The sequence below is a fragment of the Endozoicomonas sp. genome, from assembly GCF_965196975.1.
Taxonomy (GTDB): Bacteria; Pseudomonadota; Gammaproteobacteria; order Pseudomonadales; family Endozoicomonadaceae; genus Endozoicomonas.
In genome coordinates this window covers 3,086,075-3,101,779 of record NZ_OZ239981.1, presented here as the reverse complement: position 1 = coordinate 3,101,779, position 15,705 = coordinate 3,086,075, and the positions used below count along the sequence as shown (strand labels likewise).

Annotated in this window: 14 protein-coding genes; 11 read left to right on the top strand and 3 right to left on the bottom strand. The window is 45.4% G+C overall.

Annotation, left to right across the window (positions count from 1 at the left end; genetic code table 11):
* Nucleotides 1–123: 123 nt before the first annotated feature.
* Nucleotides 124–651 carry an inorganic diphosphatase gene (ppa, locus tag ACOCLE_RS14035; RefSeq protein WP_419532985.1) on the bottom strand — a complete coding sequence of 176 codons (528 nt, stop codon included), beginning with the start codon at nucleotides 649–651 and terminating at the stop codon, nucleotides 124–126.
* A gap of 518 nt (nucleotides 652–1,169) precedes the next feature.
* A complete protein-coding gene (locus tag ACOCLE_RS14030) occupies nucleotides 1,170–1,592 on the bottom strand; it encodes a hypothetical protein (RefSeq protein ID WP_419532984.1) in 423 nt (140 codons plus the stop codon).
* Nucleotides 1,593–1,901: 309 nt separating this feature from the next.
* Between ACOCLE_RS14030 and ACOCLE_RS14025 the strand changes: the two genes are divergently transcribed.
* Nucleotides 1,902–2,315, top strand: coding sequence for a CBS domain-containing protein (locus ACOCLE_RS14025; RefSeq protein WP_419532983.1), 414 nt, complete (start codon nucleotides 1,902–1,904; stop codon nucleotides 2,313–2,315).
* 47 nt (nucleotides 2,316–2,362) lie between these two features.
* Here ACOCLE_RS14025 and ACOCLE_RS14020 read toward each other — a convergent pair whose 3' ends face one another.
* On the bottom strand, nucleotides 2,363–2,998 hold the full coding sequence (locus ACOCLE_RS14020; RefSeq protein WP_419532982.1) for a trimeric intracellular cation channel family protein: 636 nt from the start codon (nucleotides 2,996–2,998) through the stop codon (nucleotides 2,363–2,365).
* 175 nt (nucleotides 2,999–3,173) lie between these two features.
* Between ACOCLE_RS14020 and ACOCLE_RS14015 the strand changes: the two genes are divergently transcribed.
* The 10 genes from ACOCLE_RS14015 to ACOCLE_RS13970 all read left to right on the top strand — a co-directional run bounded on the left by ACOCLE_RS14015 (nucleotide 3,174) and on the right by ACOCLE_RS13970 (nucleotide 15,485).
* Complete coding sequence (locus ACOCLE_RS14015; protein WP_419532981.1) at nucleotides 3,174–5,528, top strand: hypothetical protein; 2,355 nt, start codon at nucleotides 3,174–3,176, stop codon at nucleotides 5,526–5,528.
* A gap of 129 nt (nucleotides 5,529–5,657) precedes the next feature.
* Complete coding sequence (locus ACOCLE_RS14010; RefSeq protein WP_419532980.1) at nucleotides 5,658–6,497, top strand: hypothetical protein; 840 nt, start codon at nucleotides 5,658–5,660, stop codon at nucleotides 6,495–6,497.
* Nucleotides 6,498–6,515: 18 nt separating this feature from the next.
* Complete coding sequence (locus ACOCLE_RS14005) at nucleotides 6,516–6,992, top strand: SycD/LcrH family type III secretion system chaperone (RefSeq protein WP_419532979.1); 477 nt, start codon at nucleotides 6,516–6,518, stop codon at nucleotides 6,990–6,992.
* 16 nt (nucleotides 6,993–7,008) lie between these two features.
* On the top strand, nucleotides 7,009–8,637 hold the full coding sequence (sctE, locus tag ACOCLE_RS14000) for a type III secretion system translocon subunit SctE (RefSeq protein ID WP_419532978.1): 1,629 nt from the start codon (nucleotides 7,009–7,011) through the stop codon (nucleotides 8,635–8,637).
* Between the two features lie 48 nt (nucleotides 8,638–8,685).
* Nucleotides 8,686–10,188 carry a hypothetical protein gene (locus ACOCLE_RS13995; RefSeq protein WP_419532977.1) on the top strand — a complete coding sequence of 501 codons (1,503 nt, stop codon included), beginning with the start codon at nucleotides 8,686–8,688 and terminating at the stop codon, nucleotides 10,186–10,188.
* A 378-nt stretch (nucleotides 10,189–10,566) separates the two neighbouring features.
* Nucleotides 10,567–12,540: a TyeA family type III secretion system gatekeeper subunit gene (locus ACOCLE_RS13990; protein ID WP_419532976.1), complete on the top strand. Its 1,974-nt coding sequence runs from the start codon at nucleotides 10,567–10,569 to the stop codon at nucleotides 12,538–12,540.
* Nucleotides 12,541–12,601: 61 nt separating this feature from the next.
* Nucleotides 12,602–12,970 (top strand): hypothetical protein, encoded by a 369-nt coding sequence (locus ACOCLE_RS13985; RefSeq protein ID WP_419532975.1) that lies wholly within the window; start codon nucleotides 12,602–12,604, stop codon nucleotides 12,968–12,970.
* 95 nt (nucleotides 12,971–13,065) lie between these two features.
* Nucleotides 13,066–13,497: an EscI/YscI/HrpB family type III secretion system inner rod protein gene (locus tag ACOCLE_RS13980; protein ID WP_419532974.1), complete on the top strand. Its 432-nt coding sequence runs from the start codon at nucleotides 13,066–13,068 to the stop codon at nucleotides 13,495–13,497.
* Between the two features lie 274 nt (nucleotides 13,498–13,771).
* Entirely contained in the window at nucleotides 13,772–14,140 is a 369-nt protein-coding gene (locus ACOCLE_RS13975; RefSeq protein WP_419532973.1) for a hypothetical protein, read from the top strand.
* 64 nt (nucleotides 14,141–14,204) lie between these two features.
* Entirely contained in the window at nucleotides 14,205–15,485 is a 1,281-nt protein-coding gene (locus ACOCLE_RS13970; protein ID WP_419532972.1) for an ISKra4 family transposase, read from the top strand.
* Nucleotides 15,486–15,705: the final 220 nt, after the last annotated feature.

Genomic DNA, 15,705 nt, shown 5'->3' with positions numbered 1-15,705 from the left:
GAATGCTATTTATTGTGCAGTGATATATCAGAGATGCAAGTGGGGAAGGAGGATAGAGGAAAGAAAACCATTTGAGATGCATGGAAGCGCTCAGGCCGGGGCCTGAGCTGCTGGGTAAGAAGATCAGCCTTTGTAGTTGGCGGCGGACTTCTTGATGACTTCCAGGGCCGCTTCGGAACCTTCCCAGCCATCGATCTTAACCCACTTGCCTGGCTCAAGATCTTTATAGTTTTCAAAGAAATGCTCAATCTGCTGGAGTAGCAGAGCTGGCAGATCCGTGTATTCTTTCACGTCTTTGTAGATCGTGGAGAGCTTGTCGTGAGGAACGGCAATCAGTTTCTCGTCACGGCCACTTTCGTCAGACATGTTCAGCATGCCAACCGTACGGCAGCGAATGACTGAGCCCGGAATAACCGGGTATGGCGTTACAACCAGCACGTCGAGAGGGTCGCCATCATCAGCCAGTGTCTGGTTAATGTAACCGTAGTTGGCTGGGTAGAACATTGGGGTTGCCATGAAACGGTCAACCAGAATGGCGTCCATATCCTTGTCAACTTCGTACTTGATTGGCGAAGCATTGGCAGGGATTTCGATGATAACGTAGATATCTTCTGGCAGATTTTTACCAGCAGGAACAGATGCATAGCTCATTGACAGTCAATCTCTGTGTGAGGTCCGTTTAAAATTGCCGCGTATTATATAGAGTTTGCTTCGTTCTTTTCCACTATACGAGGTAGCTTCAAAAGGTCTGTTCCTATCAATACGGCATGGTAAAATGTCTCACCATGCCTACTCACTGCTCATAAGCGGCACTTTTTTCAGCATTTTTGCTCCATCCTACTGCGTCCTTTACCTTTAAAAGCTCATTTAAATGAGTAGTGGTGTACGTAGCGTGAGATTGTTTGCTGTCTCTCCTATACACCAATCAAGAAGTAGTAAGGAGGTAGCGTAATAGCACCTTAAAAGGGGAGGATTTACAATAATGAATCAACCCATAACCATCAGCAGATATAAAAATTTTGGCCAAGCGCGGTAAAACAGTTGACTCAACTGGATTTTCAGAGAAATGAGAAGGGTATTATTAAGCGTTTTAATCAAGAATAGTTGCTACAGATAATTCAGTCTGAAGCAACTATTGGCTGGATATACAAGCTGGTACTGGTCTGGTTTTAGTCCAGAGGGATCTCATCGAATACAGAAGTCGAATCGACCATTTCATATTCGCCAAATACATCACTGGAGGTGCTTTCGGCTGGGGAATTATATCCCGCATACGCGTTGGTAGCGCAGTTGATTGCAGCACAGGTCAGTTGATACCCTGTCTTACCGACTGCTTTGACTGCGGTACACGTCAGCTCATAGCCTTTATCAATCGAATAATTGGCGATCTTTTTGGTCCCATTAGCAACCATTTCACGATATTCTGGGTTGCTTGATACGATATAGGTACCAACAATAATCACGGTTGAAGCTGGAGCTACGGTGTATCCGAGATAAACCGCTGTAACGACAAAAGTATCCCTTTTAAACGTACTGGCAGATTCAGCTTGTGGAGCCGTTGGAGTCGTTTGTGGAATTGCTGGCGTAGTCATTTTAAAAGTCCTTTATTTAAATAAAAAATGCCTGATCATCCGGTTAGATAATTAATTGAGATGAAAGTTCAATTTTTATTGATATCCTGACTTTCTTTTTAGCCTGTTGTGTAAGTTATTGATTTATAGCTATGAATTTAGCTTTTAAACAGGTGGTTAAATGTCTTCTGGCACCAATAGTTGCAACCCATGTTTTTAAAACTTGTTAAGAGGTGGCTTACCAAGATCAGCATTTCACCGACTTGCAGCTAAAATTAGAAAGATAGCGTGTTGACTGCTTTAATCGGGAGACTTGCTCAGGAGGTGCCTGTGAGATCAATTACTGTTGAAGACTGTATGACGCCTAATGTTGTGTCCATCTCTCCAGATATTCAGGTGGCTGAAGCAATTCGCATTTTGTTGCAACATAATATTACCGCTGCACCGGTCGTAAATGATGAGCATGAGCTGGTGGGCATTCTTTCAGAAACGGATTGTCTGGAGGGAACGCTGAATGGCAGCTATTTCTCACAGGATGCAGGCCTTGTTCGGGAGTATATGACAACCAAGGTCATTACTGCGGAGCCTAAGGATGATATTATCTCAATTTATCAAAGGTTTATGGCGGACAAGGCGTTTCGGGTGCCGGTTCTTTCAGAAGGTCGCCTGGTTGGAATATTAAGTCCAAAAGACCTGATGTCCGCCGTACTTGAGTTCTATGAACGCCCTATCGATTCTATGTGATGAGCCCTGGTGGTGTTGTTTTTATTCCACCGGTCCAGGCTACGCGCTTACCGGCTGTTACTGTCATCATTTTCTGGGGAATCATCAAAATTGAACTTTGGTAACTCCAAACCTTTATAGATAGCCAGGATTCGAAGGGCAAAGCCAGTAATCAGGGTAATCAGGATTACGACACTGTGTGAAAGCGATGTTGTCTCCAGGCCGAAATAGAGCCAGGCGGAAAGAAAAGCAATGCTTCCATAAAGCTCTTTGCGGAACACCAGGGGCACCTGATTGCATAAAATATCTCGCACGACCCCTCCAAAAGCCCCGGTAAACACCGCCATGGTTGCGGCGATGACGTAGCCATGCCCTAGCTCAAGGGTCTTTTGGGCACCAATGATACTAAACGTGATCAAGCCTACGGCATCCAGCACCAGGAACAGTTCTGTCATGTAACGAATCCAGGGGCGGATAAAAAGTACAAATAAGGCGGCTGAACAGGTGACCATCAGGTATTCGGGTTTACCAACCCAGACCATGGGGTGGTTATTCAGCACCAGGTCACGGACCGTTCCCCCTGCGAATGCTGTACAGCAGGCAATGATTAAGATCCCAAATGGATCCATTTTTTTTCTTCCCGCAACAATAGCTCCCGCCATTGCTTCCACAGTGATGGCCAGTAGGTAGAGCGTTTCTAGCACGTTGGTATTCCCAGCTAAATTTCTTTGAATAACAGGTCTTAGGATAGTTATTTTTTATTTCTTTATTTTAGTAATTAAAATTTTTTTTTAATTACATTTTGATTATTCGTTTTGACACTTATTAATCAGCTAGACTTTTCTTTTATATAACGGAGATATTTAAAAGGGAATTTTCATGGCCGATGGTACGAGACCTTCAGTGCTCACAAGTCCCACATTTTCTAACCCTGTAATTACTCCCAAGAGTAGAGGGGGGACTTTTGCAGATAGAAAAACGGTAGCCTGTCCACCTAGAACCAGTATGCTTCTTCCAAAGCCTGGTTATGAACATGAAAGGCGCTTTGAGTCATCAGGTTCAAAATCCCGGCTTTTAGACAGAGGCTCTGCATCAACAGACAGTTTTGATGACCTGGGTGTTGATATGTCATTTGAACCTGATGGGGAGGGATACGACGCTGATAAAGAGTCCCAATATGAATCCACACTTCCTCGTGTGCGCCATGACTCTGGAGTATCTCTCGACGATGATGAATTATTGCCTTTGGATCCAGCTAAAGCCCAGTTATTCATTGAAGGTGCAGCTGATTTATTGGATGCTCGAGAGGCTGGGCTTTCCATTGAGGGGGGAGAACAGCCAGAAGCAATTTCTCAAAAAAGCTTCATGAATCAATTGAAAACCGGGCTGAAAAAATTCTTCAAAATGGTGATGGACTTTGCCAGCAAACACAAAATTGCCATTGGGCTGGCGTTATCACTTATTTTTGTTGCCATTATGTGCACTCCCGCAGGTCCCGCTATTGCTGCAGGTGCAGGCCTGGGGATTCTCATGTCTGTTGGATTAATATCCAGCTCTGTATTTTTTGGGGCATTGCTGGTGGATCTGATGGGAGGGCTTGGGCCTGATGCCTCGAGAGTTCCCCAACCTAACAGTGGTCAGAACCAAAATCAGAGCAGTGATAAGGAGACTTCAAAAACCGAGTCCGCAGATAGGGCGAATGGTGGAGACTCGGGAGGGGCGCGCAGCAGCGATGGTACCTTCCATGTTGAACCTCAGTCTGCCTCACAGAGCAAACCTGTTTCGAAAGGCAATCCTACTGCAAACGTAGGCGTACAGAGCTCTGCTACTTCGGAGACACAGTATGAACAGCCTTTTTCACTGGAGAGATTCGAAACCTGGGTTCATGAGCATATTGGTAAATGGGCTCATAAGGATATGTGGGGGGAGCTTTTAAAGAATAGGAGTACTCGTGGTGAGGCTGGAGAAAGGGTTATTGACGATCCTGCGCACTTAGAGGACTTCTGTGAGAAGTTTTTTGAACACGATATAGAGCTCATTGATTTGGTAAAATCACCTCTAACAGATGGGGCTGGTGCTTCCGTTCAAGAGCAAGCAGAGTTAATGCGAACCACGGAAGAGGTTGTGCATGCAATTATTGCAAAAATGCGGCCAACGGCTGATTTTCTGTCACAAATGCAATTAAATCTTGGCGCTGCAGCTCAAGACCTTGGTTCCTATTTTACCTCCGATTTGACCGAAGATTTTTTGTCATTACAAAAGCGACCATACTACGAAGGTGCTGATCGAACAGCACCAGCTGAGCTTCGATCATCGGACCTGGTCAGAGTGGTTCAACGAGCTCTTAAGGTTGAGTCAGAAAGGCTTGCTGCGAAGAAACCTACAAGTGAAGTGAGTATCGATACTAGAGACCTGATTAAGGATACGACCAGATCAGCGGAGGTTGATACCAGAGACCTGATGAAGGAGACGACCAGATCAACAGAGGTGGATACCAGGGATCTGGTGAAGGAGACGACCAGATCAACGGAGGTGGATACCAAAGATCTGGTTAAGCAGACCACACATGAAATGGAAACGGATACCAGTGGGTTGTTACAAACTCATGCTATTGAAATTCAAACAGAACCTTTTGTACCGCCAGCGGATGAAAATCCTGCTCCTGTCGCACTGGGAGACGCCCGGAAAAGAAGGGCTCGAGTGGTCAGAGAACGCAATGAGCGCAAGGTAAAAGTGTCTGATAATGACTGGACTATGGCTGAGATTAGCAAGAATCCAGTAACTTTTAAGAAGCTTTCCAATGAATTGATGTCGTGTTCAAAGTTATTAGACTCATATTGGAGTAACAGTGATGGTTCTGATCGACAAATGAGCACTAAACACAAAGTGCTTATTAAAGAGCTTGAAGAAGAGATTGTTTTAAAAATGAATGATGATAAAGGTACATCAGTACATCCAGTCGATAAAAGCTTTATGCTTGTTGTTGTGCAAGAAGCTGCCTTAAAAGTCAAAGAGCGAGCTGAAGCAATTGCTACAAAAGGTGGCGAAGATGTTGATGTCAGTACACCGGAAAAACGAGAAAAGTTTATTGAAACGATACTAGAGCGCGATGGTGGAGATAAAGATCTACCCAGCATTGATCAGGCTTTTATAGATACAGATGCAAGACTCTACGAGCCTGAAATAACAAGAAGATATATTGAAAAGTGGTTAATTGATAATTGGAAATTATAATTTATTTTTTAATTTCTTTTCTATTATAAAAAAACTCGACCAAGGTGTAATTGGCAAGAACATCGTTTCATAACCTAGAGTTAAAGGTAATGCTTTTAGGGATAATTCAATAAAGACAGGGAGTCATTAATGAGTAACCCCGTTGGCGGCACAGGTTCCACCGGCACTGAATCAGGAACAACCACAACTACAACTATTACGTTGAATGATGCCAGAATTGCTTCACTTCGTGCTGCCGGTTATACCGATGCCCAGATTGAAGCCCTGTTGTCCCTGGCGGACCCTGATGATCAGGGTAACTCATTAACCCCAACCCACTTTTATTCTGTGAATAAACAGACGCTGAATGCACTCCAGTACACTGGTGAACTGGATGAAGCTTCACAGCAGCTGGTTTATTTGCAGGCTCCCATCGCTCTGGTTCAGGAAGTCAGTAATCCTGCTAACTGGCAAGGGGATACTTATGTCGGCCCCGGGGCATCGGAAATCAATGCCTATCTGCTGGGTGAGCCAGTCGACTTTACCAAGCCGAGTCTTGATGCATTGATTATGTCTGTACTCACAGCAAGAGCCGATATTCTTCAGGCCCAGTTGGAAGAGCAGATTCAATCCATCAATGAAAAAAATGATTTGCTGGAAGAAGCAAATGCTTTTTTGGCTCGGGCTAAGGATAAGAAGGCCGCAGCGGGTACTTCAGGCACCGCAGCCATCGATGCTGACATGACAAATTTCTGGAATAAGTTAGGGGCTGATTTAGCCGCAGGTGGTAGTCCATACAACTCGGCCGAGTGGGACGTAAACATTGAAGCACTGAAAGGTAAAATTGAGGCATTGACCAGTCAATCTCAATTGGAAACGACCAAGCTGCAGCAGACAATTAATAAATACAACCAGACATTCGAAATGCTTTCGAATTTTATCAACAAGTACTTCCAGTCAATAAGTACGATTATTCAGAACCTGCGTTAACTCATGGAGGAGTCACACGTGAATAATGAAGAGCTGAGCGGTTATGAAGGTGAAGAACTGGAGAATATGCTCCTGGACTTCTTTGGTAAGGGTGGCACCTTCAAAGATTTGAAAAACATGAGTGATGATGCCATGGAAGCCATTTATTCAGTGGCTTACAACCTATATCAAGGTGGGAAGTACGAAGAAGCACAGAAGGTCTTTCAGTTTTTATGTTTTTACGATCATTTCAATCGTAAATATTTTCTGGGGTTAGGGGCATGTCAGCAAATGCAGAAGCAGTATGACAATGCCATCGAGATTTTCTCCTTTGCCACCATTCTTGATTCAGATGACCCTCGTCCCATGCTTTATATCGGCGACTGCCACATGGCCAAAGGGGATAAGGAAAAGGCCCGGGTTGCTTATGAAACCTCCATTGAGTGGGCTGGTGACAGTGCTGACTACGCTCAGGATCTTGAGCGCGCAAAAAACATGCTGGAAAACTTGCAATAATTGAGGAGTAAGCAGGATGTCTACGATTCCATTAGGACCTCAGTCGACGGATAGAACGGGTGTAGATCCTTCGGTCTTCCAAAAGACGGATCAAGCTGAAAAAGAGCGCATTAACCGCGGTTACTCCACACAGAACAGTGTGTCCACTGCACCGGTACAAGATGATGTCCAGCTGCCACAGACCTCGCACGATCTGGATGCGCCAGCTGAAGGGGCTGATACGCCTTCTGAAAAGGTGTTGAAGGAAATTGCGGTATTTACAGAAATTAAAAATCATTTCAAGGCCGATCCCGAAGCAACAAAGATGGGACTTCTTGGCGAATTCGCAATAGAAGGTCTTGATCCGGATTTTCTAAAGTCAGCTATCGAGGGGGCGGGCCCATTTGGGGAGTTTCTGGAAGAAGCTCTATCAAGGCAGAATCCTCTTGCCAAGCACATCAGCTCTTTGCAAAGCAATAAGGAACACCTTCTATCTCTCGGTTACAGTGAAGACCTGATTAATGGGCTTCTGTCACTGGCTGACCCTAATGACCCGGATAACTCTCTCGCCAGTATGCACTCATTCTCTGCCTGGGTGACTGGGAAGCTTGCCGGTGATAACTCACTGGAACAGTTAAGCAACCTGTTTGCAGATACCCTCAACAGAGTGGCGAACCTGAAAGGTGGGCCTGCTGATCTGCATGCTCAGTTGCAGGCTGATCTGAAACAATTCAATACCACGTTTCTGGATTCTAAGAAGCACATTGATGTGGACAGTGCCACATTGATGCTGATGCAGATACAGACCCGAATTCAGAATAACCGTCTGATATTTGACCAGGAAAATATCAAGGTTAATCAGATAGCCAGGGAGCAGGCGTCTGAAAAACGGATGAACAAGATTCTGGATTCCATTGAAAAGGCGAAGGAAGCGAAAAAAGCCGGGTTAATCAGTAAAATCTTTGGTGGTATCGCGGTTGCGATCATGTCGATTGTCGCCGCCATCATGATCGCCAGTGCCGTGTTTACCGGCGGGGCTTCTGCTATTGCAGCAGCAGCACTGATGACTGCAGCTACTGCTCTGGTTATCACCATGATGGTGTCTTCTGAAACCGGTAACTGGATGATGGAAATGTTCGGTACCGAACAGGATCAAATGATTGGTGCCATGGTGTTCTGGTCAGCAGTGATTCTGGTGTTAACGTTGGGTGCTGCCGCTGCCACGGGTATTGCCGGTAGTGGTGCTGCTGCAGCGAATGCTACGGCAAGCGGTGCAGGTGCAGCAGCCGGGGGAGGGGGCGCCGGTGGCGCATCGGTCACTGCTACCGCAACAACCGTTGCATCTGCCGCTTCAAGGGCGTCCAGAATCGCCAGTATGGCCGCTCGCTTTGCCCGGATCTTAAGGATTACCGGTGGTGCATCCATGACGGGGGATGGTTCAGCCAGCGCTGTCAGTACCAAATTCCAATATGATGCCGACATGTTAAGGGCCGAGGCTAAAGAACTCTATGCCTGGATGTTGCATAACCAGCATCTGATTGATGACTTGATTGAAGATATTCAGAAAGCGATTGATGAGATGCAGCAGGGTTTCTCAGTCATAGCCAACATTCTGAAAGATAACCACGATACAAAGACAAAGCTTATCGGACTCATTAAAGGCTAACTTTCTAATAATTGCCTTTGCGTTAACAGAGATACATGGAGGTAGCTCATGGCAGGGATTTCTAATACAGGTTCGGTTGGACAGACGACTCAGCAGCAACCGGCTTTGGAGGCGGGAAAAGCCGCCGCAAAGGATAAAGTATCCGCAGGTCATCTTTCAGGCGACAATATGCGGGTTTCCAGTCAGGGGGCAAGAAGTGCTGCACTGAGAGGTAACCAGGCCCAGGGGCCTAACCTGGATGCGCCTCAGGACCTGAACCCTACCCAAATGGAAGCGGCCAATGCCCAGATGGCGGAAGTTGGTGAGCTCACGGATCAGGCACTGGCCAATACGAAAGCGTTGCTGACCAACATTCTGGATGGAAATGTCACCCCTGAACAGGCAGCCAGACTTCAGAAGCATGCAGCCTCTCTTCAGGGTGCCAGCGAGTATCTTGAGAATCTTCAAGGTAAAGGTCTGGATACCCCTCAGGGGAAACGTAGCGTACTGGCCGGTATGGGCTTTAACGATGCTCAGCTCGAGGCTCTGTTATCTCTTCTGGCCAACCCGGATGATGCCAATAATACACTGGCTTCCTTACACGGTGGTCAGGGGGTGCTGGATCAGAAAAAGTCCGCTTTACGTTCACTGGGGTTCAGTGATAGCCAGATTGTAGCATTGCTTTTCATGGCTAACCCCGATGAAGATGGTAATGGCCTTGATTCTCTCCTCCAGGCTGGTTCTAACCCCAAAGCAGCACTCGAAGCCCTTGGTTTCAAAGGCCCTCAGCTTGATAGGCTGATGACATTGTTAAACGGTCAGGCGAAAACGGGTGAGTTTGCAGAACAGGCAAAATTATTGTCGCAGATGGGATTCAGTGATGCAGAGATTGAAACCATTCTGTTGGCGAGTGATCCTCAGTTGCTGAAGCAGCAGAAGGCGCTGATGCAGGCAGCCGATCCTAAGCTGGCCAGCCTGTTACAGGCAAACAGTACGGGACTTAACCTGTTGTCCCAGAACAACATTTTTGATCAGAAAATTCTGGAGCAGCTGGTTGATATCTTTGCGGTTATGGAGCTGCTGCATGAAATGAGTGTCACCCAGCGACGCAATGCCAGGGAATTCCGTGCTGTTGAATATGAAGCAGCCAAGAACGAGATTCTGAACCAGGCAGACGAGATGAAGAAAGCAGCACTGATGACGGCTATTGGTGGCTGGGTCAGTGCGGGTACCAAAATTGCCGGTGGTGTTGTCCAGGGTGGTCTGGCAATCAAGTCTGGTGGTGCTCCGAACCAGGGAGCCATGCAGCAGCAGGTTGCACTGGCCAACGGTGTTTCACAAATTGTTACTGCTTCAGGTGACATGGTCAAAGCGGGTATGGATTACCAGGCGGGTATGCATCAGGCGCAGGTTAAAATTCACGAAGCATTCCAGAAAACCCATGATAACGCTGCACAGGCTGAGAGTGAGTTCATGAACTTGCACTCCGATATGATCCGTACGGTTCAAAGCAAAATGGATGAGATCATCCGCTCATGGTTTGAGACATTGAAGTCAACGACCAGAGCTTGATAATTAAAGCAAAAAGGATGTGGTTTATAAGATGTAGCCAACCTTTCCGGTTGGCTTTTTCTTGTAAAGAGGGACGGTATGAGTAATCCAATAGGGCAGGTTTCTCAGCAGGCAATCACAACATTGTCTGCTCCAGCACAGCTGGCTTCTGGTGCAGAAAAAGTTGGGAATAGAAATGGGGTTCAGGTTGCTGCTTCTAATGTGAGCTCACCGATTCCTGATAATGTTGAAGAAGTCTCAATGGGGGCCGCCAAGTTTAAAAAGTTCGACGAGCGGGAAGTTTCAAAAGCAGAGCCAAGGATTGCGCGAATACTCGAATTAATCCGGAGAATCGAACAGGTTGACCCTGTAGAAGGGGTGGATGACTTCAAAAACAGTGTGGCCAGCAATACCAATAGAAATCTCAACCGCAAGGACTTTCAACAGCAAGCTGAAAATAACTTTGAAGATGTTTTTCACCAATATGTAGCCTTATTTGAAGCAGCTGATGCTTATGAAGCAGTGAATGGTGAAGGAAGCGCAAGTGAGATTTATGCTGCAGCTGATGAGCTGAAGAACAATAATCGCCAGGCCATTCTTATTGGTCTTAACCTGACTGAAGAAGCGGCGAGTGTTCTGGAAGAAAGTAATCTGGATGCGCCTGTCTCCGAGATTCGTCAGGAATACTTTGATCATGTTCAGGATCATACGACACTTGAAAAGCTTTACCAGGCCTTGGTTGAGCGTCATGGCGCTGGGAACTTTGAAGATGCAGTAGAAGTGCAGTTGAGGTTATTGTCCGCCGATTTAGCCTGTCTGGAATCATCGGCAGCTCCAGAACGCTTAATGGCTGTGTTAAACGATATGGCACAACTGAAGGTGTTAGTGGGGGTACATGAAAACTGCATGGAGACTCAGGAACAGATTGGGCGTCAGCCTCATAACCTGAAAGTTGCTGCAGATGAACTGATGGCCAGGCTGTTAGGGTTGGTCAATCAGCAGTGGATTACCGAAGCAGATTTTACGGGACTTGCAGATAAGTTAGGCGTTACCCAGTTGCAGTCAAAAATTTTCTTTATGAATAAAACGGCAGAGACGGTAAACCTGATACCCGCTGAGATATTTTCCAGCGATGAAGCACAATTAGCGATGCTTGGTACGATCAAAGAAGTGCAGGATGCTCTGGTGATTGAGGAAGAGGGGGGTAATCAGCCAGTTGATGACAACTACGCAACGGTTGGAGAAGTGACGTTAGACCTCGGCATTCTTCAGGACATCGCTGCCCCAATGGGGATCAATATACCTGGAGCTGAAAAAAACATTATTCCAGGAGTCATACCGCAGGACAGTTCTGCTCAAGCTGTGCAAACAGAAGAGCCTATGGAAGTTACTGTGTCATCGACTGAGAACGATCCATCTCCTGCTACAGCTGAACGCCGGGCGACAAAACGAACAGCAGAAAGCAGTGTGGATGAATCCAGCAGTAAAAAATCGAAAACCAATCTCGAGGGACTTTCTGAAAATGGTAAGCCGAGAGCGGAGCAGGATGTTTATGCTGAACGCCGGGCGACAAAACGAACTGCAGAAAGTAGTGTGGATGAATCCAGTAGTAAAAAATCGAAAACCAATCTCGAGGGGCTTTCTGCAAACGGTAAGCTGAGAGCGGAGCAGGATGTTTATCTGGAAAAAGCTGCGAAATTGTACCAGCAGAAAGGTGAGAAGTATGTGGTTGACAGCTCGCTGGACGCACTCAAATACTCCCTGAGTCGCGGACCGGATAATATCCTGGCCTCGCTGCAGGAAATTGCGAAAAATAAAGGCGGAGCATTTGCCAAAAAACTGGAAATAGCCATTACGCCTGAAGGCAGTGATAAAGCGTTAAAACTGATTCCACCTGGAGAGGAGCTTAAAGGGGTCGCTGATCTTGAGGGATTGGTGAAAACCGCCATAACCGTTCTTGAAGAGCATTTTGAAACCAGTTTTAAGAATTTCAATCTTGAAGAAATAGAAAAAGAGCTGGCAAGCCTTAAAGAGTCAATTTCCGATCTAGACTCCAAAATGACCAGTAAAAAGCGTGGGCGTTCGAAGGGCGTTAAACAGTTTGACCAGCTGGAGTACTCTCGCAAATTCAATATCAGAGCAGATCAAATGGCAGGCGTTGTTGAGGCTTCACTGGAATCGCCGAGTGATGAAGTCATGGCTGAAGAAGACAAGGAAAATAGAGCACCTAAAAGCCAATCAGTTCCATTGCCAAATAGAATGGCGCAGGAAATGCCCGTATTTAAGGGGGATGCTATATGGGATGTCAATACGGGGGATAATAGTCCACCCCCCTTTCTTGATGAAGATGGTGATGGGTACAGAAATGATTGATTCAACGCGTTATAGATGATTGGTTAGGGATTTTTTTAATAAATAAAGCATGGGGAGCTCCATGGACTGGCGAAATAATGTGATTGCAGAAGTTGGTGAGGGAATGGGGATCAGTGGCCTGAGTTTTGGCGACACGGGGGTTGTGAGTTTTCAGTTTGACCAGATTGGCGCACTTTATCTGGAGTTAAAAGAATCGGGTGTATTAATGTATCTGGCCCGTGAAATCGATGAATTTAATAGTTTGCCAATATTGGAGCGGGCGCTGGAAGCATGCCATTACAAAAGAAGCTTTCCTTATTCTCTGCAGGCAGGTGTCAAAAATAATCAATTATTCATCTGCCTGTTTTTATCGGATAGCGATTTCAGCCGTCCTGATGTTGAGCGTGCAATGGATTTTCTAATGTCGAAAGTGGATGAGCTAGTATTGTAGTTAGAATCGAACAAATAAAAAAAGCTGTATTAATAAGCAGCAAAGAGGATTTTTAAGTACCTCATACCAATCAATAAAGAACAGAGGTTACTATCATGGCGGACAATATTATCAAGACGGGCGATCTTGTTGATAAGGCTCTGGAAAAAACACAGGAAGGCTTTGCCAACCCGGATCAACCTGAAGAAGGGGCAGCAGGGCGCTTTGCGGAGCTGGTTTCCGGGCAAACGCCTGAAGAGGCTGCTCAGGCGGCGAATTTTAAACCCATAGAAGTGACCGCGAACCCGGATGCTCCGGCTTTAACCCTGGGGGATAAAGTGCTTAAAGGAATGCAGGGGCTCAGGGATCATGTAGAAAACAGGGCTGATCTGGTCAAGATGCACCTGGCTCCGGGGGAGGCCATGGGGATGAAAGATATGTTCAATACGCAACTGGCAATGACTAACCTTATGATTACTGAGGATTATATAGGAAAAATCGTCAGTAAGAGTACGCAGACGTTTGACACTCTGTTGCGTAATCAATGATATAGTCCAAACTTAATTTTTACACACGTTAGTCCATTAAAAACCATAAAGTACAAAGCCATTGAAAATAAATAGTTTTTTATGGCTTTTGTATCCTTCCTTATATCTCCGCATTGTCTGTTAAGAACTAATTAGTTACTGGATTTGTCTATTGTTTTGTGCACCAAAATGACAATATTGTTGTGTACCAAAAAATTCTGTGTACCAATAATGTGTAAATCGTCAAAAAACGGCATATAGCAAAAAGTAATTTATACCAATAAGAGGAAATAACGTGCTGAGCGATAAAGAAATTGTCCGCATGCACCAGAGTGGTTTTACAGGGAAAAAGGAGTTTAAAGTAGTGAATGAGGGGGATGGCTCTCTGGCTATTCGGTTTGTAAAAAAAGGGGTGGACTTATATTTTAAGTGCCGTGGTGATAAAGGATTTAAGTACACAAAAATTGATCGTCATTATTTGGAAAAGGGTGAAGGAATTACCATTGATAAGGCGATTGAAATTTCCAGGGCTGCTGGCGCCATTAAAAATGCTGGAGGTGATTTTCTTGAATACATCAAAAAAGCAACAGGAAAAAAAGCAGAAGATCTGAAACAGGATGATAATGTCAATAAACAGACAGGAGAGGGTGCTCTCTCTGAATGATTGAAACAATAGTGCTCTATTTTCACAGCTACTATGGGAACACCACTCATAATAGTTAACTGTCATGCCCGCTTCTGTTATTTCCAGCTCTACCAAAAGCATCGTTTTGCAAATTGAAGTTTCTATAGATTCAGGCAACATGCTGAATCTTGAAGATAGTTTACAGCGTGCACTCAATGAAGCCGGGCAGCTTGGAACAAAAGAGTTATTGGGGCTATTTGAATCACCCAATAAAGAACCTATCGTCGTTAATCAGCAGAAGTGGAACTACAAAGGAAAGGTTCTTAAGCACTATGAAACCTTATACGGTCGTATACCTTTGGAGCGCTCCGTATATCAGGGTGTCAGAGGTGGCAGTACTCTGGCAGCACTTGATCTTCGTGCCGGTATTATTGGTTCAGCTACCCCCAAATTTGCCAAGTCTATCGCCTGGAAATACAGCCAGATGCCAGCGCCTGCGGTAAAAGAAGATTTTGAGACCAACCATCAAAGGACGCTTTCAAATTCTTATATCAAGCATTTATCGGACAGAGTAGGTGCATTAATTGAAGACCAGCAAGACACTCACTACCACCTTCCTCCACTAAAAGAGCCTGTTGAAACAATAGCCATTGGTCTGGATGGAACCTGCATGCTGCTTTGTGAAGAAGGCTGGAGGGAAGCCATGTGTGGGACATTGAGCCTATATTCTGCAGATGGAGACAGGCTCCACACGATATATACAGCCAGTTCGCCAGAGTATGGTAAACAAAGCTTTATGAGCAAGCTCGACGAGGAGATTGCAGATCTAAAACGACTCTACCCAAATGCCACATACATCGGGGTAGCTGACGGGGCTAGAGAAAACTGGAGTTATTTGAAACAACATACCTCTGGGCAGATACTCGATTTTTATCATGCATCTGAATATTTAGCTGGAGCAGCGGAAGCACTGTTTCCAACCAGTAAGGCGAAGCGACACCAGTGGCTTGAAGACAGGCTACATAGTTTGAAAAACAAGCGTGGAGCAGCCAAAAAAATCCTTCAGGAAATTGAATCAGCCGAGCTCCCGAAAAAGACAATCGCACTGACAGAGAAGCGCTACAAAGCTGTGAGCTATTTTACAAACAATCACCAGTTAATGAATTATCATCAGGCGCTTAAACGCCATTGGCCAATAGGTTCAGGAGTTACTGAAGCGGCTTGTAAGACTCTGGTAAAGCAACGATTATGTGGTTCTGGAATGAGGTGGAAAGCAACAGGAGCGGAAGTGCTTTTGACAACAAGAGCACTGATCCAGAGTAAGGGGCGCTGGGAACAACTTTGGTCTGAGTTCATGACTGGAAAGGTTGAAGCTAACCTATGAGTCAGTTATCAAATTGAGAGAGCACCCACAGGAGACTCAGCTACTTTTTACCAATTACTAACTGATTACTTGGAATTGCATCTTAAAGGGAGGCGTGGCTATAAAAGTACAAAGAACTCATTAAAGAATCATGTGTTCGAAGTTAAACGGTTTCAATTTATGCTTGACCTTCCTGCGAATGAAATCAAACCGGCTCATATTGTAGATATTATTTCCAGGC

What these genes read in the sequence shown, in the direction of transcription:
- ppa (WP_419532985.1), bottom strand. Translation starts at nt 651, where the DNA reads ATGAGCTATGCATCTGTTCCTGCTGGTAAAAATCTGCCAGAAGATATC.
- ACOCLE_RS14030 (WP_419532984.1), bottom strand. Translation starts at nt 1,592, where the DNA reads ATGACTACGCCAGCAATTCCACAAACGACTCCAACGGCTCCACAAGCT.
- ACOCLE_RS14015 (WP_419532981.1), top strand. Translation starts at nt 3,174, where the DNA reads ATGGCCGATGGTACGAGACCTTCAGTGCTCACAAGTCCCACATTTTCT.
- ACOCLE_RS14010 (WP_419532980.1), top strand. Translation starts at nt 5,658, where the DNA reads ATGAGTAACCCCGTTGGCGGCACAGGTTCCACCGGCACTGAATCAGGA.
- sctE (WP_419532978.1), top strand. Translation starts at nt 7,009, where the DNA reads ATGTCTACGATTCCATTAGGACCTCAGTCGACGGATAGAACGGGTGTA.
- ACOCLE_RS13995 (WP_419532977.1), top strand. Translation starts at nt 8,686, where the DNA reads ATGGCAGGGATTTCTAATACAGGTTCGGTTGGACAGACGACTCAGCAG.
- ACOCLE_RS13985 (WP_419532975.1), top strand. Translation starts at nt 12,602, where the DNA reads ATGGACTGGCGAAATAATGTGATTGCAGAAGTTGGTGAGGGAATGGGG.
- ACOCLE_RS13980 (WP_419532974.1), top strand. Translation starts at nt 13,066, where the DNA reads ATGGCGGACAATATTATCAAGACGGGCGATCTTGTTGATAAGGCTCTG.
- ACOCLE_RS13970 (WP_419532972.1), top strand. Translation starts at nt 14,205, where the DNA reads ATGCCCGCTTCTGTTATTTCCAGCTCTACCAAAAGCATCGTTTTGCAA.